This is a genomic window from Bradyrhizobium sp. SZCCHNGR1005, assembly GCF_032489995.1.
Classification (GTDB): Bacteria; Pseudomonadota; Alphaproteobacteria; order Rhizobiales; family Xanthobacteraceae; genus Bradyrhizobium.
Genome location: NZ_JAUEZC010000002.1, coordinates 267,984 through 290,592, shown reverse-complemented (window position 1 = coordinate 290,592; position 22,609 = coordinate 267,984). Strand labels below are relative to the sequence as shown.

The 22,609-nt window shown below is 65.0% G+C and carries 21 protein-coding genes; 11 read left to right on the top strand and 10 right to left on the bottom strand.

Going from position 1 to position 22,609, the window contains the following annotated elements; all coding sequences use genetic code 11:
- The first annotated feature begins 57 nt into the window (after positions 1-57).
- From mtgA to QXZ85_RS07475, 3 genes are all read left to right on the top strand, one after another.
- On the top strand, positions 58-798 hold the full coding sequence (mtgA, locus tag QXZ85_RS07485; RefSeq protein WP_409998243.1) for a monofunctional biosynthetic peptidoglycan transglycosylase: 741 nt from the start codon (positions 58-60) through the stop codon (positions 796-798).
- A gap of 178 nt (positions 799-976) precedes the next feature.
- Positions 977-1,159, top strand: coding sequence for a 50S ribosomal protein L32 (rpmF, locus tag QXZ85_RS07480; protein WP_006610266.1), 183 nt, complete (start codon positions 977-979; stop codon positions 1,157-1,159).
- Positions 1,160-1,350: 191 nt separating this feature from the next.
- Positions 1,351-2,094 carry a hypothetical protein gene (locus QXZ85_RS07475; RefSeq protein WP_315769341.1) on the top strand — a complete coding sequence of 248 codons (744 nt, stop codon included), beginning with the start codon at positions 1,351-1,353 and terminating at the stop codon, positions 2,092-2,094.
- Positions 2,095-2,126: 32 nt separating this feature from the next.
- On the opposite strand, the gene QXZ85_RS07470 is transcribed toward QXZ85_RS07475, so the two are convergent.
- The gene (locus QXZ85_RS07470; RefSeq protein WP_315702486.1) at positions 2,127-2,270 is read right to left on the bottom strand and encodes a hypothetical protein; all 144 of its coding nucleotides are present in this window, start codon (positions 2,268-2,270) and stop codon (positions 2,127-2,129) included.
- Positions 2,271-2,719: 449 nt separating this feature from the next.
- On the opposite strand from QXZ85_RS07470, the gene QXZ85_RS07465 reads away from it, so the two are divergent.
- On the top strand, positions 2,720-4,414 hold the full coding sequence (locus tag QXZ85_RS07465; protein WP_409977466.1) for an EAL domain-containing protein: 1,695 nt from the start codon (positions 2,720-2,722) through the stop codon (positions 4,412-4,414).
- A gap of 154 nt (positions 4,415-4,568) precedes the next feature.
- Here QXZ85_RS07465 and phaR read toward each other — a convergent pair whose 3' ends face one another.
- The gene (gene phaR, locus QXZ85_RS07460) at positions 4,569-5,153 is read right to left on the bottom strand and encodes a polyhydroxyalkanoate synthesis repressor PhaR (protein WP_315702487.1); all 585 of its coding nucleotides are present in this window, start codon (positions 5,151-5,153) and stop codon (positions 4,569-4,571) included.
- 386 nt (positions 5,154-5,539) lie between these two features.
- Between phaR and QXZ85_RS07455 the strand changes: the two genes are divergently transcribed.
- From QXZ85_RS07455 to QXZ85_RS07440, 4 genes are all read left to right on the top strand, one after another.
- Positions 5,540-6,718 (top strand): acetyl-CoA C-acetyltransferase, encoded by a 1,179-nt coding sequence (locus QXZ85_RS07455; RefSeq protein ID WP_315702488.1) that lies wholly within the window; start codon positions 5,540-5,542, stop codon positions 6,716-6,718.
- Between the two features lie 274 nt (positions 6,719-6,992).
- Positions 6,993-7,718, top strand: a complete 726-nt coding sequence (gene phbB / locus QXZ85_RS07450) for an acetoacetyl-CoA reductase (RefSeq protein ID WP_315761721.1) — start codon at positions 6,993-6,995, stop codon at positions 7,716-7,718.
- Between the two features lie 171 nt (positions 7,719-7,889).
- Complete coding sequence (locus QXZ85_RS07445) at positions 7,890-8,759, top strand: DMT family transporter (protein WP_315702490.1); 870 nt, start codon at positions 7,890-7,892, stop codon at positions 8,757-8,759.
- A gap of 210 nt (positions 8,760-8,969) precedes the next feature.
- Positions 8,970-10,976 (top strand): putative bifunctional diguanylate cyclase/phosphodiesterase, encoded by a 2,007-nt coding sequence (locus QXZ85_RS07440; protein WP_315744551.1) that lies wholly within the window; start codon positions 8,970-8,972, stop codon positions 10,974-10,976.
- A gap of 31 nt (positions 10,977-11,007) precedes the next feature.
- Here the strand turns inward: QXZ85_RS07440 and QXZ85_RS07435 are convergent, their stop codons facing one another.
- Entirely contained in the window at positions 11,008-11,445 is a 438-nt protein-coding gene (locus tag QXZ85_RS07435) for a cupin domain-containing protein (RefSeq protein WP_315744552.1), read from the bottom strand.
- A gap of 15 nt (positions 11,446-11,460) precedes the next feature.
- Positions 11,461-12,228: a hydroxyacylglutathione hydrolase gene (gloB, locus tag QXZ85_RS07430; protein WP_315764613.1), complete on the bottom strand. Its 768-nt coding sequence runs from the start codon at positions 12,226-12,228 to the stop codon at positions 11,461-11,463.
- A 136-nt stretch (positions 12,229-12,364) separates the two neighbouring features.
- Between gloB and QXZ85_RS07425 the strand changes: the two genes are divergently transcribed.
- Positions 12,365-13,111 (top strand): class I SAM-dependent methyltransferase, encoded by a 747-nt coding sequence (locus QXZ85_RS07425; RefSeq protein ID WP_315769340.1) that lies wholly within the window; start codon positions 12,365-12,367, stop codon positions 13,109-13,111.
- A gap of 17 nt (positions 13,112-13,128) precedes the next feature.
- On the opposite strand, the gene QXZ85_RS07420 is transcribed toward QXZ85_RS07425, so the two are convergent.
- From QXZ85_RS07420 to QXZ85_RS07395, 6 genes are all read right to left on the bottom strand, one after another.
- Positions 13,129-13,458: a DMT family transporter gene (locus QXZ85_RS07420; RefSeq protein ID WP_315702495.1), complete on the bottom strand. Its 330-nt coding sequence runs from the start codon at positions 13,456-13,458 to the stop codon at positions 13,129-13,131.
- Between the two features lie 146 nt (positions 13,459-13,604).
- Positions 13,605-14,438, bottom strand: a complete 834-nt coding sequence (locus tag QXZ85_RS07415) for a DUF4167 domain-containing protein (protein WP_315744555.1) — start codon at positions 14,436-14,438, stop codon at positions 13,605-13,607.
- Positions 14,439-14,989: 551 nt separating this feature from the next.
- Entirely contained in the window at positions 14,990-15,871 is an 882-nt protein-coding gene (gene prmC, locus QXZ85_RS07410; protein WP_315769339.1) for a peptide chain release factor N(5)-glutamine methyltransferase, read from the bottom strand.
- 193 nt (positions 15,872-16,064) lie between these two features.
- Entirely contained in the window at positions 16,065-17,150 is a 1,086-nt protein-coding gene (gene prfA, locus QXZ85_RS07405) for a peptide chain release factor 1 (RefSeq protein ID WP_316173867.1), read from the bottom strand.
- Positions 17,151-17,212: 62 nt separating this feature from the next.
- Positions 17,213-19,480, bottom strand: coding sequence for a phosphoenolpyruvate--protein phosphotransferase (gene ptsP / locus QXZ85_RS07400; RefSeq protein WP_315702499.1), 2,268 nt, complete (start codon positions 19,478-19,480; stop codon positions 17,213-17,215).
- Positions 19,481-19,783: 303 nt separating this feature from the next.
- Positions 19,784-21,040: an aspartate kinase gene (locus tag QXZ85_RS07395; protein ID WP_315702500.1), complete on the bottom strand. Its 1,257-nt coding sequence runs from the start codon at positions 21,038-21,040 to the stop codon at positions 19,784-19,786.
- Positions 21,041-21,212: 172 nt separating this feature from the next.
- On the opposite strand from QXZ85_RS07395, the gene QXZ85_RS07390 reads away from it, so the two are divergent.
- Positions 21,213-21,680 (top strand): PH domain-containing protein, encoded by a 468-nt coding sequence (locus QXZ85_RS07390; protein WP_315702501.1) that lies wholly within the window; start codon positions 21,213-21,215, stop codon positions 21,678-21,680.
- An 18-nt stretch (positions 21,681-21,698) separates the two neighbouring features.
- Positions 21,699-22,463: a bifunctional 2-polyprenyl-6-hydroxyphenol methylase/3-demethylubiquinol 3-O-methyltransferase UbiG gene (gene ubiG / locus QXZ85_RS07385; protein WP_316173865.1), complete on the top strand. Its 765-nt coding sequence runs from the start codon at positions 21,699-21,701 to the stop codon at positions 22,461-22,463.
- Positions 22,464-22,609: the final 146 nt, after the last annotated feature.

The following is a 22,609-nucleotide window of genomic DNA, read 5'->3' as shown; positions in this document are numbered from 1 at the left end:
ATTGCGGGCGCGAGCGCGACACTTGGCCTCGATTGTCCGAAAAAGGCAGGAAATTTCATGGAGATATCGGATAATCGCGACGGACGACCATCCGATCATGCTCCACTAGCCCCGCGAAACCTCAATTTGCGCCCGCTCCGAACGCTCCTTGCCATGGTCCTGCTGGTGCTGCTCGTGCCTTACGGGCTGACGCCGTTCTATGCGACAGGACACCCGATGTCGGCTTTGATGCTGTGGCGCTCGGTGACCGGCAGGCCGGTCGAACGGCGCTGGATCGATCTGTCGGCGATGTCGCCCTACCTGCCGCGCGCGGTGGTTGCGGCGGAGGACGCTAAATTCTGCAGCCATCACGGTGTCGATTGGGGTGCGCTGCGCGAGGTCGTGGATGATGCCGAGGAGGGGGAAGTCACGCGCGGCGGCTCGACCATCACCCAGCAGCTGGCCAAGAACCTCTTCCTATGGCCAGGGCGCAGCTTCGTCCGCAAGGCGCTGGAACTGCCGCTGGCGCTCTGGATCGACGCCGTGCTGCCGAAGCGGCGAATCCTGGAACTGTATCTGAACGTCGCCGAACTCGGCCCGTCCGGCCAGTTCGGGGCCGAGGCCGCCGCAAACTATGCGTTCGGCCGGTCGGCAGCAGGTTTGGGGCCGCGCGAGGCGGCGCTATTGGCTTCGATCCTGCCCAACCCGGTCAAACGCAGCGCACGGAATCCGGGTCCGGGCGTACGCCGGCTCGCCATGACCTACATGGCGCGGGGGCAATCACCCGCGCTTCAGACCTGTTGGGGCGGGGGCCGATGAGCGCGAACGCGCGAATTTGCCCGAAATTGCCGTAAACGGCGCTAGCTTTACGGGACCTCATCCTCTATAAGCCCGGCCTTAATCGGCATCGGGGCTCGCCGGCGCTTGCGCTTGCGGCCGTCGCCACGCGACGATGTTCCGCTGATGCCATAAGAGATTACCCCTAGAGGATACGGATATGGCCGTCCCCAGAAGAAAAACGTCGCCGTCGCGACGCGGTATGCGTCGCTCGGCCGATGCGATCAAGAAGCCGACCTATGTCGAGGACAAGGATTCCGGCGAGCTGCGTCGTCCGCACCACCTGGATCTCAAGACCGGCATGTACAAGGGTCGCCAGGTCCTGAAGAAAAAGGACGCCTGATCGTCTGTGCCCATGCGGCGGGCTTGTCGCCCGCCGGAACGCGGCGCCGACGGGTTGAGCGCGGTCCCGTGCGAGTCCATTCGCCGGGACCTTTGCGCGTAAGGCATTCGCGGACGAGCCCGTCGTATTCCCGTCCCCGGTCCTTGGAAATGCGCAGGTGCTGATCCCTTGCGCGGTTGAAGGCGTCACCGATGTCCATGGTCGGTTTTCCGCTGCTGCTGATCCCGCTGGCGATCTACAACATGATCGCCTTCCTGATGCCGGGGGTCGGCTTCGGCGAGACGCTGGTCCAGGTGCGGCTGGTTTCGGGCGAGACGTGGACGGTGTCGCTGGGCGACATCCTGCTTGCGCTCGGGGTGTTGCTGCTGTGGCTCGAAGTGATCAAGGCCGCCCGGCCTCACGGCAAATATCTCACGGATCATCTGCTCTCGCTGCTGGTCGCCGGCGGCGCTGCGGCCGAATTCGTGATGTGGCCGAAATTCGGTAATTCGACCTTCTTCCTGCTGGCGCTGCTGGCCATGGTGGACTTCTTCGCAGGCGTCGGCCTGCGCACGAAGCGCCGCCGCGCAGCGGCCGTGCTTGCAGCCGCGCCGGTGGTTCGGACTGAACCCGTCCTTGCGTCTGCGTCCAAGCCCGAACCGGCCAAGTCTGAGCCGGCCAAGGCTGAACCGGAGCCACAGGTCGCAGAATCGGCGGGTGCGGCGGATGTCCCTGGCTCGGTCGTCCCGGCACCGGCCGCTTATGCCGAGCCCGAGCCCGCACCGGCGCCGCCGGACATCGAGGTGCCGGCCGCGGCAGCCGTCGCCGAATCCGTGCTGATGGCTCATCCCGATCCGCGCATCGCCACCCCGGCTGCGACTGAACCGGCCCCGAACGCTGGCGCGCCGGACCAGGCGAAAGAGCACGAGCAGGCGCCGGCCGCGCCGAAGCCCTGAAGCGGCGCCGGCGCTTACCTGAACGGGATTGCCTAGATGACTTGCCGGGTCCGCCCGGCGGCGCTGACCGTGGGATGCTGATGCGTCGCATAGGCGGAGAGCGCGTCGGCCGTGGCGGCGCGGCGCAGATGGCGGGTCTGCGGGACCTGCTCGGCCGTAGCGATCAAATGGGTCACGAAACTGGCATCTGGCCTGACCGAGCGCCGCGGCGGAGATCGGAATTCCGGTCCATGGACGAGCGGAACCAGCGCGACGCTTTCGCGCGATTCGCCGTTCTGCCTAGCCGCCTCGTTCCGGTCGATCGTTAACATCGTCCAACCAAATCCGGCCTGACTGTTCTATTCTGGGGCGCCGGATCCTTTCCTCCCGAACTCTCGCAAGAGCAATGCCGCTCACGGAGTTATCGTTATTTCACGGGCGTTTGTTCCTTCGGCGCCTCCCTTTTTAGCTTACGCCTGCGGCACCGGGGCTTGCAAATGGCCTGTCGCAAGAAAATGTTCTCATTAACCAGATGTCCGTAGGCTGATTCGCAAGACCGCTGCGGCCATATGCGCCGCATGCCGGTCATCCGTAACCGATTGTGAGGCCGCGATCGCGACCGGCCGTGTCCCGAAACGAGGCGATCTTGACAGCCGATGTGCCGCAAACCTCGATGATTCTGGCTTCGGTCGGCCAGGCCGCCTTCGTGTGGGATATCGCCGCCGACGTGATCGTCTGGAGCGATCATGTCGGTGCGGTGTTTCCCGATATCGCGCTGCCGCAGCTGTCGCGCGGCGCCGATTTCGCCAAGCTGATCGAGCCGCAGCAAGCGATCCGCTCCGAGGTGTTGTTGCAGTCGCCGCCGCTGCACGGCGCCGGCGGCACACCCTACCGGATCGAATATGGTGTCCGCGCCCATACCGGCGCGCCGCTGCTCTGGGTCGAGGAGACCGGCTGCTGGTTCGCGGATGCCGACGGCCGTCCAGTCCGCGCGCAAGGCGTCGTCTGTATCAACAACGAGCGCCACGCCCGTGACGAGCAGCTCATCAAGCTCTCGCAGCACGATCCGCTCACCGGCGAGCTCAACCGCAGCCACCTGATCGCCACCTTGGCGGCGACGATCGAGGAGGCGCAGCGCTTCCGCTTTTCCTGCGCCTTCATGCTGGTCGGCGTCGATCATCTGGCGCGCCTCAACGACGCGTTCGGCTTCGATGTTGCGGACGGCGTGCTCCTGGAGGTCGCGCAACGGATTCGGGCCCGATTGCGCAGCGGCGATGTGCTGGGCCGTTTCTCCGGCAACAAGTTCGGGCTGATCCTCAAGAACTGCACCATGGACGACATGACGATCGCGGCCGAGCGATTTCTGGCCGCGGTGCGCGACGACGTGGTGCCCACCAAATCCGGCCCCGTCGCGGTGACCGTGACGATCGGCGCGGTCAGCGTGCCGCGTCACGCGCGCACCGCCGACGAGGCCATCAACCGCGCCCATGAGACTCTCGACGGCGCCAAGCGGCGTCGGGTCGGCTCATTCGCCGTGTGGCGGCCGAACGTCGAGCGCGACGCCCAGCGCAAGGTCAATATCCGCGTCACCGACCAGATCGTCACGGCGCTCAACGAGCGGCGCATCGTCACCGCTTTCGAGCCGGTGGTCGCGGCCGACACCCGCGAGTCGGCGTTCTATGAATGCCTGGTGCGGATGCGGCAGGACGACGGGCGGGTCCTGCACGCGCCCGACATCGTGCCGGTGGCCGAGCGCCTTGGGCTGATCCGTCTGGTCGATCACCGGGTGCTGGAGCTCGTCATCGCCGAACTCGCCGCCGCGCCCAACGTGCGGCTCAGCCTCAACATCTCCCCGGAGACCACCATGGACCCGGACTGGTGGGCTTCGATCGAATTTCTGATGCGTGCGCATCCGGGCGTTGCCGAACGGCTGGTGGTCGAGATCACCGAGACCGTCGAGATCCAGGACATCGACGATGTCAGAGGTTTCGTCACCCGACTGAAGGATCTCGGCAGCCGGATCGCGATCGATGATTTCGGCGCGGGCTACACCTCGTTCCGCAACCTGCGCAAGCTCGGTGTCGATATCGTCAAGATCGACGGCGCCTTCGTGCAGAACCTGGCGCGCTCCGCCGACGACCGCGCCTTCGTGCAGACGCTGGTCGATCTGGCGCGCCGGCTGCAGATCAAGACGGTTGCGGAATGGGTGCAGGACGAGGAGTCGGCCGCGCTCCTGCGCGAATGGGGCTGCGACTACATCCAGGGACGGCTGATCGGGCTCGCCTCGATCGCGTGCCCCTGGCGGTCCGCGGCTGGAGAAATCTTGCCCGCCGCGGGATGACCTCGATCGGCAGCATCGTTGCATGCCGGCGCATGCGCACGCGATGCGGGACACATGCAGGGCACCCCATCGCGCGGGAGATTGCTGGTCGCCGCGCGGCGGCGCAACCGCCCATAGCCAGGAGGCCTGGCCTGGGCCGGAAGCGACGTCGAGGCTATTCCTCCTGCTTCGGCGGCTCCTTCGACATGCGGTCGAGGCGTTCCTGCATTTCCTTCATCTGCTGCCGCAGGTCGTCGATGTTGTCACCGCCGGCCGCCGGCTCGGCCGATTTCTCTTCCGTCCGTGCGGGAGCGAACGGCTTGAACATCGAGAAGGTCTGCTGGAACAGCTCCATGTTGCGGCGGACCTGCTCCTCGAGCGGCGCGAACGGCGTGCCTGAGAAGGTCTCGGCGATCTGCTTGCGAAACTTCTCCTGCTCCCGGGTCAGTGTGTCGATCGACTGCTCGAGATATTTCGGCACCACCATCTGCATGCTATCGCCATAGAATCGGATCAGCTGCCGCAGGAAGGTCGTGGGCAACAGATTCTGGCCGGCCTTGTTCTCCTGCTCGAAGATGATCTGAGCGAGCACCGAGCGGGTGATGTCGTCGCCGGTCTTGGCGTCATAGACCAGGAAGTCCTCTCCCTCCTTCACCATCGCGGCGAGGTCTTCCAAGGTCACGTAAGTACTCGTCCCGGTATTATAGAGCCGCCGGTTCGCATATTTCTTGATCGTGGTGGGTTGGTCGGATTTCGCCATGGAAGCTCACACATTCAGACCGAGGACGGGAAACCCCGCGGTTACGCCGCAGGGCGACGAGCTACGCAATCGCACTAGCGTAATCACGTTCGAGAGAGTTCGGCTACGGTTTTGTGCGCGACGGTTAATTCCAAAGCACAAATTGTGCTTATGAAACGGACAGGCGCGCCAATTTGAATGCGCTGCAGCAGGAAACCGGCCTTTGTCTCATTGACATGCCGCAACGACGTTAACAGGATGCGCCCTAGAGATTGCGCATCCGCCAATCCGGGGTTTGCCGTCGTTCCCACCGGCACGCTGCAGCGCCCCGCTCCAATTTCATTTAGGTTTCAGAGACTCCCCGGTCCCCGAGCCTGGTCCCCAAGAGCAAAAGTCAGGAGATGCCCATGTCAGACGATGTCGTCATCGTCAGCGCCGCCCGCACCCCGGTTGCAAGCTTCAACGGCGCCTTCGCCAATCTGCCGGCTCATGAGCTCGGCGCGGTCGCGATCAAGGCGGCGCTTGAGCGTGCCGGCGTCGAGCCCGGTCGCGTTTCCGAAGTCATCTTGGGGCAAATCCTGACCGCGGCGCAGGGGCAGAACCCGGCCCGCCAAGCCTCGATCGCCGCCGGCATCCCGGTCGAGAGCCCCGCCTGGGGCGTCAACCAGCTCTGTGGCTCCGGCCTGCGCTCGGTGGCGCTGGGCTACCAGGCCTTGGTCAATGGCGATTCGGAGATCGTGGTGGCCGGCGGGCAGGAATCCATGAGCATGGCGACGCATGCGCAGCATCTGCGTGCTGGGGTCAAGATGGGCTCGCTCGAACTCGTCGACACCATGATCAAGGACGGGCTGTGGGATGCCTTCAACGGCTATCACATGGGCAACACCGCCGAGAACGTGGCGAAGCAATATCAGATCACCCGTGCGCAGCAGGACGAGTTTGCGGTGGCCTCCCAGAACAAGGCCGAGGCCGCACAGAAGGCCGGCAGGTTCAAGGACGAGATCGTCCCTGTGACGGTCAAGAGCCGCAAGGGCGACATCATCGTCGACACCGACGAATATCCGCGCCACGGCGCCACGCTCGAAGCGATGGCCAAGCTCCGCGCGGCCTTCGAGAAGGACGGTACGGTGACCGCGGGCAATGCCTCCGGCATCAATGACGGCGCTGCGGCCGTGGTGCTGATGACCGCGAAGCAGGCCGCGAAGGAAGGCAAGACCCCGCTCGGCCGCATCGTCTCCTGGGGCCAGGCCGGCGTCGATCCGAAGATCATGGGCACCGGCCCGATCCCGGCCTCGCGCACCGCGCTGAAGAAGGCCGGCTGGAACATCGCCGACCTCGATCTGATCGAGGCCAACGAGGCGTTCGCCGCGCAGGCCTGCGCGGTCAACAAGGATCTCGGCTGGGATCCGGCAAAGGTCAACGTGAATGGCGGCGCGATCGCGATCGGCCACCCGATCGGCGCTTCCGGCGCGCGCGTGCTGGTGACGCTGCTGCATGAGATGCAGAAGCGCGATGCGAAGAAGGGGCTCGCCACCTTGTGCATCGGCGGCGGCATGGGCATCGCGATGTGCATCGCGCGCGACTAAAAACCTCGCAGACTGCGCACGCGATCAGCTTCGCAGCTGCACGCATCCCAACAACGAAAACGCCCGGCGGCCTCGCCGGGCGTTTTGCTCTTGATGTCCGTCAAACGCGTCGCATAATCCGTCGATAAGAAGCCAAAGCGCTGCGATCCCCGGTCGATGACGAAATTTTTCTCAACGGCCATCATTCGGCAACGGCGTGAAGCGTGACAACGTCGTTGCAGATATGCATCTATAAGTTGTTGCGCTTGAGCGAGCACCAAGGGAAGGATTCGACATGGCACGGGTTGCGTTGGTGACGGGTGGAACGCGGGGCATCGGAGCGGCAATCTCCAAGGCGCTGAAAGCGGCCGGATACAGGGTCGCGGCCAATTATGGCGGCAACGATGCGGCTGCGGAGAAGTTCAAGAGCGAGACGGAGATCCCTGTCTATAAATGGGACGTCAGCGCGTTCGAGGCCTGCGCGGAGGGCATCAAGAAGGTCGAAGCCGATCTCGGCCCGATCGATATCCTGGTCAACAATGCCGGCATCACCCGCGACACCGCGTTCCACAAGATGAGCCTCGAGCAGTGGAGCGCCGTGATCAACACCAATCTCGGCTCGCTGTTCAACATGACACGCCAGGTGATCGAGGGCATGCGCGCGCGCAAGTTCGGCCGCATCATCAACATCTCCTCGATCAACGGCCAGAAGGGCCAGTTCGGCCAGGTGAACTATTCGGCCGCCAAGGCCGGCGACATCGGTTTCACCAAGGCGCTGGCCTTGGAGACGGCCAAGGCCGGCATCACCGTGAATGCGATCTGCCCCGGCTACATCAACACCGAGATGGTGCAGGCGGTGCCGAAGGACGTGCTGGAAAAGTCGGTCCTGCCGCTGATTCCGATCGGCCGCCTTGGGGAGCCCGAGGAGATCGCGCGCGCCGTCGTCTTCCTTGCCGCCGATGACGCCGCCGCCATCACCGGCTCGACGCTGACCATCAATGGCGGCCAGTACATGACCTGACGCCGAACGGCGTTGCGTAAGCGAACTGTCTGCTGCATATGATTCGCCCTGCCCGCGCTCGTCGCGGGCATCCGCGTCTTTGCGATCTCTGAGCAGCTCATGGGCGTGGATCGCCGAGGGGCGAAGGCGCGCGTCGCGCTCTCGCCCGGCCATGACGGAGCAATGTTGTCCATGTCCTCTCGTACCGCGACCCTGATCGGCCTCACCGCGATCCTGATGTGGTCGCTGCTTGCGGTGATGACCGTTGCGACCGGCACCGTCCCGGCGTTTCAGCTCGCCGCCATGACCTTTGCCATCGGCGGCGTGGTGGGCACGCTGACCTGGATCGGTCGGCATGGGGCGATGAAGGCGCTGCGGCAGCCGCCTGTCGCCTGGATCGTCGGCGTTGGCGGCCTGTTCGGCTACCATGCGCTGTACTTCCTGGCGCTGCGCTTTGCCCCTCCGGCGGAGGCCGGGCTGCTGAATTATCTTTGGCCGCTTCTGATCGTGCTGTTCTCCGCCTTCCTGCCCGGCGAACGGCTGGCGCCGTATCACGTCGTCGGCGCCGCACTCGGACTTGCCGGCACCGTGCTGCTGTTCGTCGGCAATGGCGCGAGCTTCGCGGCAGCCCAGGTCCCGGGTCTGCTGGCGGCCTTCATCGCCGCCTTCGTGTGGGCGACCTATTCGGTGCTGTCGCGCCGGCTGAAGTCGGTGCCGACCGATGCAGTCGCCGGCTTTTGTCTGGTGACGGCAGCGCTCGCGGCGACCATGCACGTCGCCTTTGAGACGACGGTCTGGCCGGCGACACTGACGCAGTGGCTCGCCGTGATCGGTCTCGGCGTCGGGCCGGTCGGGGCTGCGTTCTATGCCTGGGACATCGGCATGAAGCGCGGCGATATCCGCGTGCTCGGTGCGGCCTCCTACGCCACGCCTCTGCTCTCGACGGCGTTCCTGATCCTGGCGGGCTTTGCCCAGCCGAGCGCGAACATCGCGCTCGCTGCGTTCTTGATCGCCGGCGGCGGCCTGGTCGCGGCCAAGGACATGTTTCGGCTCCGTCGTTAAGCCGCCGTGCTTCGTAGCCTGCGACGGCGGCGGAACGCGATCTCTTGCTCGTATCGTTGATCCCGGCTTAACGGCAGGCACTCAAGTGCCTTTCGAGTGGTAGCTTACAACCGATCGTCTGTTTTTCCGTCCAAGGCACCTAACTCCGCTTTTACCCGCGATCCGCAACCTCGTGGTCTCGATGGTCGGTAGTTGAGACGGGGCGGGAATATGCGGGACTTGAGAGGTGAGGTGGCTCGCGCGCGAGATCTGTTTCGCGTGCCCGCGGACAATCCGGAGCTCACGCGCGCCCAGTTCAAGGCATTCTCGAAGCAGGTGCCGCTGCTCTACTTCATCCTGATCACCAACAGCATTGCCCTCGCATCGACCTTCTTGCCGCTGGCGCCGACGTGGCTCACCATCAGCACGCCGGCGCTATTGAGCTCGGTGACTGGCTTCCGGATGATCTGGTGGCTGCGTCAGCGCAATGTCGTCTGCGATGACGGCGAAGTTCTGCGCAATCTCCGCTTCACCAATCGGATCGCAGGTCCGCTCGGCGCCTTGTTCGTGGTCTGGTCGTTCGCGCTGTTTCCCTATGGCGATCCGTTCGCCAAAGGCCAGGTGGCGTTCTACATGGCGGTCACCGTCATCGGCATCATCTTCTGCCTGATGCATCTGCGCTCGGCGGCCCTGATCGTGACGCTGGTCGTGATCGGTCCCTTCGTCGTCTATTTCCTGGCGACCGGCGTGCCCGCCTTGCGGGCGATTGCGGTGAACCAGCTTCTGGTCTCCGGCGCCATGGTCACGGTGCTGTTCATCTACTACCGCGACTTTGCTGATCTCGTTGCCAGCCGCAAGTCGTTGCTCGCGCAGCAGGCGGCGACGCAGGCTCTGTCGGACGAGAATTTCCGGCTGGCCAATCTGGATTCCCTGACGGATCTGCCCAATCGCCGCCGCTTCTTCTCTGAGCTCACGCGCTTCTTTGCCGAGGCCGAGCGCAACGGCACGACACTCGCCGTCGGCATCATCGACCTCGACGGCTTCAAGCCGATCAACGACACCTATGGGCACACCGTCGGCGACCGCGTCCTGATCGAGGCGGCGCGCCGTCTTGGCGAGGTCTGCAACAGCTACGGTCCCAAGGTTCATCTCGCCCGGCTCGGCGGCGACGAATTCGGGCTGGTGGTCGGCGGCGATCCCACGGACGAGGATCTGCTTGCGCTGGGGCGCCAGATCACCGACCGCATCAAGCTGCCCTACCAGCTCGATACGGCGCATACGGGGTTGTCCTGCTCGACGGGCTTTGCGCTCTACCCGCGCTCGGCAACGGCCGCGGAGCCGCTGTATGAGTGTGCGGATTATGCGCTCTATCACGCCAAGCGTCATGCGCGTGGCGGCGCCATCATCTTCTCGAGCGAGCTCGAAGCCGAAATCCGCAGCCGCGGCGTGATCGAGCACATGTTGCGGACCGCCGATTTCGACGCCGAGATGCGGCTGGCGTTCCAGCCGATCAAGGACACCAGATGCCTGCGGACAAGGAGCCTTGAAGTTCTTGCGCGTTGGCACAACCCGAAGCTGGGGCTGGTGTCGCCGGCCGACTTCATTCCCGCCGCCGAGCGCACCGGCGTCATTCGCAGTTTGACCCGGATCCTTTTGGTCAAGGCACTGGCCGCGGCCGCGACCTGGCCGGAGGATATCCGCATCTCGTTCAACCTCTCGGCCCACGACATCTGCTCGCCGGACGGCATCCTGCACCTGATTTCGGCGATCGAGGCGAGCGGCGTCTCGCCGAGCCGCATCGGGTTCGAAATCACGGAGACCGCGGTCACCTACGATTTCTCCCGTGCCGAGCACTCGATCGCCGCGCTCAAGGCGATGGGCTGCAGCATCTCGCTCGACGATTTCGGCACCGGCTATTCGTCGCTCAGCCACGTCCATCGCTTGCCGCTCGACAAGCTCAAGGTCGACCGCAGCTTCGTGGCCGATATCGACACCAATCCGGTCAGCCTTAAGATCATCAAGTCGCTGACGGGCTTGTGCGCCGACATGGAGATCGCCTGCATCGTCGAAGGCGTCGAAACCCAGGCGCAACTCGACAGCCTGCGCTGCCTCGGCTGCGATTTCGTTCAGGGCTACTATCTCGCCAAGCCGATGCCGGCCGACGCCGTTGCGGGCTTTCTCACCGAGGAACGACGGCGCTTCGCGCCGGCTGGGCAGAAGATCGCCGCGAGCCTCTGACGCCGGCAGACGGCGCGAACGCGTTCGGACGTTAGCCGCCCGGCTCCCAGCCCGGCGGCGCCAGCTCGAATGCCGAAAACTCGAAGCCGGGCGCGACGGAGCAGCCCACCAACGTCCAGTCGCCGGTCGTTTCGGCGGACTGCCAGGCATATGCCGGCACCACCGCTTGCGGCCGCTGGCCTGCGGCGAACTCGAGGCCGAGCACGAGCGTCTGCGATGGCTGCTGCTCATCTTCGGCGATCCGCAACGTCAGCGGAGCGCCAGCATAGAAGTGCCAGACCTCGCCGGCATCGACCCGATGCCAATGCGAACGCTCGCCGCGCGCGAGCAGGAAGTAGATCAGGGTCGAAGCGGCACGCCCGCTCGTGTCGAGCTTGGAGTCGCGAAACGTCTCGCGAAAGTGCCCGCCCTCGGGATGTGGCTCGAGGGCGAGTTGCGCGATGATCTCTGCGGCGGTGAGGGCGTTCATGACCGGGACGAAGGCTCAGGACTTGTTCTTGCGCTCGCGCAATTCGCCGAACACCTCTTCTGCGCTGGCGCCCTTCATGCGCAGCTTGATCGCCACCGCCGGATCGTCGGCACGCAGGAACACATTGGCTTTCTTCTCGTCGCCAAGCAGCGCGGGAATGGTCGGCCGGCCCGCGGCGCGAAGCCGGGTCACCTCCTCGGCACGTGCCTGCAGCGCCGCATTGTCGGGCTCGACGGTGAGCGCGAACTTGACATTGGAGGCGGTGTACTCGTGACCGCAATAGAGCTTGAAGTCGTCTGGCAGGGCGCGCAGCTTGAGCAGCGAATCCCACATCATCGGATAGCTGCCTTCGAACACGCGACCGCAGCCGATCGAGAACAGCGTGTCGGCCGCGAACAGCGCCTTCTCCGTATCGAACACGTAAGCGACGTGATCCAGCGTGTGGCCGGGCGTTTCCAGCACGCGCGCGAGCAACTCGCCGACCCTGACGACGTCGCCATGGGCGACGCGCTGGTCGACATTGGCGATCTTCGTCGATTTATCGTGCGGAGCGACCACGCGGCAGCCATAGGCCTCCTTGAGCTCAGCGACGCCGCCGACATGATCATGATGGTGGTGGGTGATCAGGATGTCGGTCAGCCGCCAGCCTTGGGCGTTCAGCTCGCGGATGATCGGCGCCGCATCTGGCGCGTCGACCGAGGCCGTGGCGCCGGTTGCGGGATCGTGGATCAGATAGCCGAAATTGTCTGACAGGCAGGTAAAGACGCGGATCTCGGCGGCCATGATGTCTCCATCGGCGGGCAGGGGCGGCATTCTGGTCTGGTGCCACCCGCGTCGGCGAGAGATATGGCGTTAACGCTTCCGGCGCAACGCAATCTTCCGCGGGCAGAGATGGCTCGCGACGTGGTAGATTAGGCCCATGGACGTGATCGACCTCCGCGACTTCTACTCGCAGCACCTCGGCATCGTGGCGCGGCGTTTGATCAATCGCGGCATCAGGGAACGTTGGCCGAGCGCAAAAGGCCAGCGCGTGCTCGGCATCGGCTACCCGACCCCGTATCTCGGTCTGTTCCGGGAGGATTCCGAGCGCTGCATCGCCTTCATGCCGGCGGCCCAGGGCGTGTTGAAATGGCCCACCGCGCGGCCGACGCTCGCCTCGCTGGTCGATGAATATGCGCTGCCGCTGCCGGATGCAGCGGTCGACCGCATTCTGCTCGTCCACGCGCTCGAGATGTCCGACGATCCCGCCGGGCTCTTGCGCGAAGTGTGGCGGGTGATGGCGCCGTCCGGGCGCATGATCATCGTGATCCCGAACCGGCGCGGCATTTGGACGCGCACCGACAGGACGCCCTTCGGCCATGGCCGGCCTTATTCGCGGTCGCAGATCACGGAGTTGCTGCGGCAGACCTGGTTCACCCCGACCGCCTGGAGCGAGGCGCTGTTCATGCCGCCGGTGACCGCGAGCTGGTTCTTGCGCTCGGCGTTGGCCTGGGAGCGGGGTGGGGCGGCGCTGTCGCTGCCCTTCGCCGGTGTGCTGATCATCGAGGCCACCAAGCAGGTCTATCGTGTCATTCCGGCGCGCCAGCAGCGCATCCGGCTGATCCCGAGGCTCGAGCCGGTGCTGGTGCCGTCCGCGCCCGCGAACGGCCGAAGCGGACGCGGGTAGCCGCCCGCAAGGCAGCGCTAATTCGCCGTAACGTTGGAGAACAGGTTCATCACCACCACGCCGGCAATGATGAAACCCATGCCGATCAGGGCCGGTGTATCCAGTCTTTGCCCGTGGGACAGCCACGCGAACAGCGAGATCAGGATGATCCCCGCCCCCGACCAGATGGCGTAGGCGATCCCGGTCGGGATGGTCTTGAGGCTGAGTGACAGACAGTAGAACGCGACCGCATAGCCCGCCAATGTGAGTGCGCTCCAGAGCGGCCGGCTGAAGCCCTCCGCCTGTTTCAGGGCGGTCGTGGCCAGGACCTCGGCCAGAATCGCGATCGCGAGCAGCAGATACGTCATGCGTCCAGCGCTAGCATGCGGACGTGACTTCGTGCTGACAGGGCCGAAGGCCGGCTTTGCTGAGCCTTCGTCTGCAACAAAGAAGTCTGCAACAAAAAAGGCGGGCGGACACGTCGTCCGCCCGCCTTCGCAAAGCGCTGCCCGGACTATTCGCCGGGGTTGAAATCTTCGCTCGGCGCAGGGGCCGGAGCGGCGGCCGTCTCCGCGGGGCGCGGGGCATGCGGGCGGCGGCGCCGGCGCGGATAGCGCTCGCCGCCTTCGAACGGGGCCGGCGCGTTCGAGATCTGCGGCTGCGGGCCGGTGATGAAGGATGGCAGCCGGTCGACGCCGCTGTCGGCGATCACGGGCTGGGGTTGCGGCTGCGGCTGATATTGCGGCTGCGGACGCTCGCGAAACTCCCGGGGTTCCCGGTGCTCCCTGGGCTCGCGATGCTCCCTCGGCTCGCGCTGTTCGCGCGGTTCACGGTGCTCGCGATGTTCCCGCGGTTCACGATGCTCGCGCTGTTCCCGCGGCTGCTGCTGGTCGCGCTGATGGGGCTGGTTGTCGCGCGGCTCGCGATCGCGCTGACCGCCGTCGCGGTCACGCATGAAGGGTTGCTGCTGGGGGGCCGGAGCGAAGCCCGGCTCCTGGCCGAAGCTCGAGAAGCCGTCGCCCTCGTCGTCGAGATCGTCCACCGTCAGGTCTTCAGTGTGGCGCGGCTGCGGCTGGTTCTGGCGGAGCTGCTCCTGGGCCGCGGCGATCAGGCGGAAATAATGCTCGGCGTGCTGATAGTAATTCTCGGCCGCCACCGGATCACCGGAGGAGCGGGCGTCGCGGGCAAGCTGAACGTATTTCTCCGCCACGTGGGAGGCCGTGCCGCGGATCTTGATGTCCGGCCCGTTGGACTCGAACACACGGGTCAGCGGGTTCTGGCCGCGCCGGTTATTATTATTGTTGTTATTCCGGTTGCGCATCCGCTTGTTGTTTTGACCGTTTCTCATGTCCTGCCTTTATTCCAACCCTGTGTTAGGAGCACTGAACTGCCACCGTGAATTGTCACCGTGATGCAAATACCATCCTGCGCGGTCCGCGCGTGCCAGCCGCGGACCTGCGTTGCAATCCGACCCATGTCGTGATCGATAACTGTGATCGGAAGCCGAATTGTTCGACCAGCGATCATCTCGACCGATGTCTCGACAATGCGCGTTCAACACGCGTTCCCCACCCGCCAGCGGCTGTGCCGGCGAACCATGTCATTCAGCCTGCGAACCCAGCCCGAGCTGCGGCAGACCCGTTTTTCTTTGCGTAAGACGTCAAGCGCAAAATCAGGCTTTCGTTCGCTTTGCAATCGCGAGCAGCACAGCCTTTTTCACGGCTACCGTGCTCAACCGACCTGCGTTTTGGAACCTATTGCCCGGCGCGGCTCGCCTAGTGAATCCGTGGCGGTGGTCAATCGATACCGCTCTACGGGGGCCTGCGCCGATGCTCTGAACGGAACGTAGTCGCTCCGCGGCGATATTCCAAGAGGTTTTTGCTGGTTAATTCGCGCTTGTCAGGGCTTTTTTCGGCCGATCACGGCCCTGGGAATTCCGGCCAGATCGGCTCGTGTGGCAGGAAAATCAACCTGCAAGCCCGCCTTTGTCATCAAGCCTTCAACATCCCCGCTTTGGCCCTGGCCGACCTCGACCACCAGAGCTCCTCCCGGCCGTAGCAGGCCAGCCGCCTGGGGGATCAAGGCACGATAGGCGTCAAGTCCGTCGACGCCGCCGTCGAGCGCACGGAGCGGATCGTGCGCGCGCACTTCGATCGCAAGCCCGGCGATGTCACCGGCGCGGATGTAGGGCGGATTCGACACGATCAGGTCGAACCATCCCGACAGCGCCGAGGCGTAGGAGCAGGCGACAAAGCCCGCACGATCGGCGAGACCTAGTCTCACCGCGTTGTCTCGTGCCGTCAGCAGCGCATCCAGGCTGAGGTCGGTGCCGATGCCGATGGCGTTCGGCAGCTCCGAGAGCAGTGCAAGCAGGATCGCGCCCGAACCGGTGCCGAGATCGGCGATGCAAAGTCGGCGATTTCTTCTGTCGCTGCCTAGCGCTTCCAGCGCCAGCTCGACCACGGTTTCGGTGTCCGGCCGCGGCACCAGCGTTTCGGCAGAAAGCCGAAGCGGTAGGCCCCAGAATTCCTTTGCGCCGAGGATGCGCGCGACCGGCTCGCCGCCCAATCGGCGCTGGGCGAGCCGTTCGATTCGCGCAGCTTCATCTGCGGTGAGCTGCCGCTGTCCGTGGCTGACCAAGCCCGTGAGATCGAGGCTCAGCGCCGCACCGACCAGCAATCGCGCATCGAGCTCGGGCGAGTCCAGCCCGGCGCCGGCGAAGCGCGCCGCGAGCGCGCGGCGGGTGGTGTCGATGGTTTCGCCGGCGACGACCTCGATCATCGTCAAGATCCTGTCCACGCGTCATCCCCGCGAAAGCGGGGATCCATAGCCACCGGCCCATCGGGCGCAAGGATCTGAGTTGCCAGCTCGCGCCCTAACCAACGCCGGTGGTTATGGGTCCCGGCGTGCGCCGGGACGACATCTGAAATGCCGCGGCGTCGTCGCGCAAGGGCGAACAGAGCGCAGATGCTTGTCACGCCGCCGCGCCCTGCGCAGCCAGCTGCGCCGCCTGATGCTCCGTGGTCAGCGCGTCGATCAGCTCGCCCAGCGCTACGCCTGCGATCACCTGCGGCAGCTTGTAGAGGGTCAGGTTGATGCGGTGATCGGTCACGCGCCCCTGCGGGAAATTGTAGGTGCGGATGCGCTCAGAGCGATCGCCGGAGCCGACCTTCTCCTTGCGATCGGCGGAGCGCGCCGCATCCACCTTCTGTCGTTCGGCGTCGTAGATGCGCGAGCGCAGGATGTTCATCGCCGAGGCCCGGTTCTTATGCTGCGAGCGGCTGTCCTGCATCATCACGACGATTCCTGTCGGCAGATGGGTGATGCGGATCGCCGATTCGGTCTTGTTGACGTGCTGGCCGCCGGCGCCTTGCGCGCGCATGGTCTCGATGCGTAGATCGTCGTTCTTGATGTCGACGTCGACATCCTCGACTTCGGGCAGCACGGCCACGGTCGCCGCCGAGGTGTGGATGCGCCCTTGCGTTTCGGTGTCGGGCACGCGCTGCACCCGGTGCACGCCGGATTCGAACTTCAATTTCGCAAAGGCGCCGCGGCCCTGAATCTCGGCGATGATTTCCTTGTAGCCGCCAACGGTGCCTTCGGAGGCCGAGATCACCTCGACCTTCCAGCCCTGCAACGCCGCAAAGCGCTCATACATGCGGAACAGGTCGCCCGCGAACAACGAGGCCTCGTCGCCGCCGGTGCCGGCGCGGATTTCGAGCACGACGTTGCGATCGTCCATCGCGTCCTTCGGCAGTAGCGCCACGCGGATCTTCTGCTCGAGCTCGGCGCGGCGCTCGATCAGCTCCTCGCGCTCGGCCTCGGCCATTGCGCGCATCTCCGGGTCGGTGGCGAGATCTGAGATCAGCGCCTCCGCGTCGGCGAGCTCCTTCACCGCCGCACGATAGGTCTTCACCGCCTCGATCACGGGATTGAGCTCGGCGAGCTCGCGGGTGATCTGGACATATTTGTCGGAATTGACCTGGCCGAGCAGCTCCGCTTCCAGCGCGGCGTGATGCGCGAGCATGATGTCCAGTTTGGCTTCGGGAAGCGATGACATGACAGAATCTCAGGATAAACGATTTTCGGGAGCAAATGAGCGGCGGAGCGGCGGCGGTGCCGCTACAAGGCCAGGCCTTCGGCCTCGGCGAACTCGGCCAGCTTCTGCCGGATCGAGATGCTGCCGGCGGGCTCTGCGAGCAACTGATCCATCGCGGCCTCGGCCTTGCGGGCATCGAGTTCGAGCAGCATCGCCTTCACCGGGCCATGCGCGGTCGCCGACAGCGATAGCGAGCGATAGCCGAGCGCGATCAGCGCCAGCGCACCGATCGGTCTGGAAGCCATCTCGCCGCACAGCGAGACCGATTTCCTGGCGCGTTGGGCCTTGCGCACCACGTCGCGCAGCGCCCGCAGAATCGGCGCTGACAGCGTATCGAAGCGTTCGGAGACTTTGGCGTTGCCCCGGTCGACCGCGAACAGGAACTGGAACAGGTCGTTCGAGCCCACCGAGATGAAGTCGACCTTGGTGAGCAGCTCGTCGAGCTGATAGAGCAGCGCCGGCACCTCGAGCATGGTGCCGACGTCGATGCGTTCGGGCAGCGTATGGCCGTGCTGGCGCAAATAGGTCAGCTCGCGCTCGACGATCGCCTTGGCGGCGTCGAATTCGGCGACCTCCGAGACCATTGGGAACATGATGCGCAGGGCGCGGCCGCCGCCGGCGCGCAACAGCGCTCGGATCTGGCCGCGCAACAGTCCTGGACGGTCGAGCCCGAGGCGGATCGCGCGCCAGCCAAGCGCGGGATTCTCCTCGATCACCGTCTCCATATAGGGCAGGGCCTTGTCGCCGCCGATATCGAGCGTGCGGAATGTGACCGGCCGCGATCCGGCCGCATCGAGCACGGCGCGGTAGAGCGCGAGCTGGTCGCTCGAGCGCGGCAGGTTCGCCGAGACCATGAATTGCAGCTCGGTTCGGAACAGTCCGATGCCGGCACTGCCGGTGTCCTCGATATGCGGCAGGTCGATGACGAGCCCGGCATTGATCATCAATTCGACCGGCTGGCCATCCTTGGTGACGCAGGGCTTGTTGCGCAGCTCGCTATATTGCGCCTGGCGGCGGGCGCGGAAGCGCACCCGTTCCGCATAGGCGGATTCGATCTCGGCCGACGGCCGCACATAGATCGAGCCCGATGTGCCGTCGACGATGATGGCGTCGCCGGGATCGGCGATGCCCGGCGCGTTCGGCACTTCGCCGACGGCCGGAATGCCCAGCGCGCGCGCCACGATCGCGACGTGGGAATTGGTGGTGCCTTCCTCGAGCACGAGGCCGCGCAGCCGCTTGCGATCGTAGTCGAGCAGGGCGGCCGGACCCATGGCGCGCGCGATCAGGATCGCGTTGTCGGGCAATTGCTCGCGCGAGGGCGCGTGGTCGCGGCCGACGAGCTGGCGCAACAGGCGATAGCCGAGGTCCTCGAGATCGTGCAGCCGTTCGCGCAGGTAAGGGTCGGTCGAACGCAGCATGCGGGCGCGGGTGTCGGACTGCACGCGCTCGACCGCCGCCTCGGCTGTCAAGCCGGTTGCCACTGCCTCGTGCAGCTTGTGCGACCAGCCCTGGTCATTGGCGAACATGCGGTAAGCTTCGAGCACGTCGCGGTGCTCGCCGCCATCGGCGACGTCGCCCCGTTCCAGCATGCGGTCGAGATCGGCGCGCAGCATGAGCAGTGCCGCATCGAGCCGCTTGATCTCCTTCGGCAGGTCCTCGGCGATGTAGTTGTTGACCACCACGCGCGGTTCATGGAGCACGACATGGCCGAGCGCGATGCCGTCCGACAGCACCGTGCCGGTTTTGTGGATCGAATGGCGGACCGCCGGCTCGGCGCCGGGTTGCGCCAATGCCGCGAGCTCGCCGGAGGCGATCATCTCGGCGAGCACCATCGCGGTGGTCTGCAGCGCCTCGACCTCTTCCTCGACATAGGTGCGCTTGGCGCGGTTCTGCACAACCAGCACGCCGAGCGTGTTGCCGGCGCGCAGGATCGGCACGCCGAGGAAGGAGTGGTAGATTTCTTCGCCGGTCTCGGGGCGGTAGGAGAACGCCGGATGGCTCTGCGCGTCGTTCAGATTGAGCGGCGTGGCCTCGCTCGCGACGAGGCCAACCAGGCCTTCATGCGCGCTCAGCACCGTCATGTGCACCGCGTCGCGGTTCAGACCTTCGGTGGCGTAGAGCTCGAGCGTATTGTCGACGCGCAGCACGTAGACCGAGCAGACCTCGGCCACCATATTGGCCGCGATCAGCACCACGATCTTGTCGAGGCGCTCCTGTGCCGAGACCTGCTCCGCCATGGTCTCGCGAAGCCGTCTCAGTAAGACGCGGGGCCCTCCCGACGCGCTTCGCATGTGGCACAATCCCCCTTCTTGGGACCAGTTCGGTGGTCAGCCCGAATCTGGTGCTAAGCTTGCGAAATACAACAGCTTTCTTGATGCGAGGCCGTCGTAGCCCCATGCGCCGGCCCGAATCGGGACAGCCATCGCCGGGGGCGCAATTGCAGCGATTATTCTGCGATGGCCGTATAGCGAATCGGGACTTGTTTTGCCAAGCAAAACGCCTGCCAGCCCCGGCCGCGTCAACGGCTTTCGGAGCGTCCGCAGAACGTTTTCAGGTCCTGCTGTTGCACAGCGGGATCCGGAGGGAAGCGTCTTCTAGACCTGGTCCAACCCGTAGAGCGTATGCAGCGTCCGCACCGCAAGCTCGGTATAGGCGGCGTCGATCAGGACCGAGAACTTGATCTCGGAGGTGGTGATGGCCCGGATATTGATGTTGCGGGCCGCCAGCGCGGCGAAGGCCTGGGCCGCAACCCCGGCATGGCTGCGCATGCCGCTGCCGATCACCGACACTTTGGCGACATCGGTGGCGGTATCGAGCCGGTGATAGCCGATCTTGTCCTTGGCGGCGGAAATGGTCTCACGCGCGCGATTATAGTCGGTCGCCGGCACCGTGAAGGTGAGGTCGGTGGTCTTGCCGTCCTCCGACACGTTCTGCACGATCATGTCGACATTGATGTTGGCGTCGGCGAGGGGCCCGAAGATCGATGCCGCGATTCCCGGCTTGTCCTCGATCTGGCGCACCGAGATCTGGGCTTCGTCCTTGGAGAAGGCGATGCCGGTGACGACGTGATTTTCCATGATTTGCTCCTCGCTGCAGATCAGCGTGCCCGGCGGCTGATTGGCGTGGGGGTCGATATCCTCAGGCTTGTCGAAGCTGGAACGGACGAAGATCGGCATGTTGTGCACCATGCCCAGTTCCACTGACCGTACCTGCAGCACCTTGGCGCCCTGCGAGGCCAGTTCCAGCATGTCCTCGAAGGCGATCTTGCCGAGCCGTTTCGCCTTGGGAACCACCCGTGGGTCGGTCGTGTAGACGCCGTCGACGTCGGTGTAGATGTCGCAGCGGTCGGCCTTGATCGCGGCCGCGATCGCGACCGCGGAGGTATCGGAGCCGCCGCGGCCGAGTGTGGTGATTCGATTGGTCTGCGGGTCGACGCCCTGGAAGCCCGCGATGACGGCAACCTCCTTGCGCTCCTTGAAGCGCTGGATCAGTTCGGACCCGTCGATATCGACGATGCGGGCGGAGGCGTGGGCATCGCTCGTCTTGATAGGTATTTGCCAGCCCTGCCAGGAGCGGGCCTGGATACCCATGCTTTGCAGCACGATCGCGAGCAGGCCGGAGGTCACCTGCTCGCCCGACGCCACCACGGCGTCATATTCGCGCGCATCATGCATCGGCGAGGCCTCGGTGCACCAGGCGACCAACTCGTTGGTCTTGCCGGCCATCGCGGAGACGACCACGGCGACTTCGTGGCCCGCGTCGACCTCGCGCTTCACATGGCGCGCGACGTTGCGGATACGGTCGATATTGGCGACGGATGTGCCGCCGAATTTCAGCACGAGGCGGCTCATGACGGCGCGCTCAATTCCCTCGGGGAGGATAAGTTGGTGGGCCGGCGCGAAACCGGAGGCGCGCCAGCCGAAAGGCGCGTATACAGAGCGGCGCGGCCGGGGGCAAGCGGGTTCCTGGATCGGGGCTTTCAACTCTTCCCCGGGCCGCGCAGGTGAGGTAGAGGCGAAGGTAATGGGGCGTTATATCGACGAGATCTTGCAGCCCGGGGAGAAGGTGCTGTATTCGACCAACGCGCATTGGATGTTCTATCTGCCTGCCATCGGCGCCTGGATCGTTGTATTTGCGCTGTTGATCCTGTCGCAAGGCACTGCCGTCTACAACCTGTCCTTGATCTGCCTCGCCGCCGCGGCGGTCATTGCCGTGGTCGCGCTGTATTGGACCGTCAGGGCCTGGTTCCACCGCATGACCACCGAGACCGACGTGACCAATAAGCGCGTCGTGCACAAGACCGGCTTCATCAAGCGCCGAACCTTCGAGATCGCGCTGGACAAGGTGGAGAGCGTCGACGTCAATCAGACCATCATGGGCCGCATCCTCAATTACGGCGACGTCACCATCATGGGTGTCGGCGAGGGCAGGGAGACGATCGCGACCATCGCCGAGCCGCTCGCGTTCCGCAACGCGATTACTGCACGCTAAAGGGGCGAGTTCACGTCGATGCCACAGGACACCGCCTCCACAGCGTCCGCCCAGACGTCCACCGTCGATCCGGCCGAGATCGCGAAATTCTCCAAACTGTCGGAGACCTGGTGGGACCCCAAGGGCAAGATGGCGCCCCTGCACAAGATCAATCCGCTGCGGCTCGCCTATATCCGCGACGCCGCCTGCCGGAAGTTCGAGCGCAACGCCAAGAGCCTGAACTGCCTGTCCGGCCTGCGCATGCTCGACATCGGCTGCGGTGCCGGCCTGTTGTGCGAGCCGTTCACGCGGCTCGGCGCGCAGGTGGTCGGCGTCGACCCGTCCGCGAGCAACATTGCCGCGGCGAAGCTGCACGCGGAGAAAGGGCATCTGTCGATCGACTATCGCAACACCACGATCGAAGAGATGGATCCGCGCGAACGCTTCGATATCGTGCTGGCGATGGAAGTGGTCGAGCATGTCGTCGATGTCGGCGCTTTTCTCGGGCGCTGCGCCTCGGTGCTCAAGCCCGGCGGCATGATGGTGGTCTCGACCTTGAACCGCAACTGGAAGAGCTTCGCGCTTGCGATCGTGGGCGCCGAATATGTGCTGCGCTGGCTGCCGCGCGGCACGCATCAGTGGAACAAGTTCATCACGCCGGACGAGCTCACCAAACATCTGCTCGACGCGCGGCTCGTCGTCACCGAGCAGAGCGGCGTGGTCTACAGCCCGTTCGCCGACCGCTGGAGCCTGTCGTCCGACATGGACGTCAACTACATGCTGGTTGCGGAGCAGATGGTGTAGATTGATTTTGGTTTCCGGCGCCGCGGCCTCGTAGACTGTATCGTCCCTGCGCAAGCGAGGCTTGCACGACAGCGTGCTTGCGGCATCAGCCGCAATGCAGACATGCGGCGTCCCGCGGTTGACCTCGTGAGCTCCGCTTTGCACGG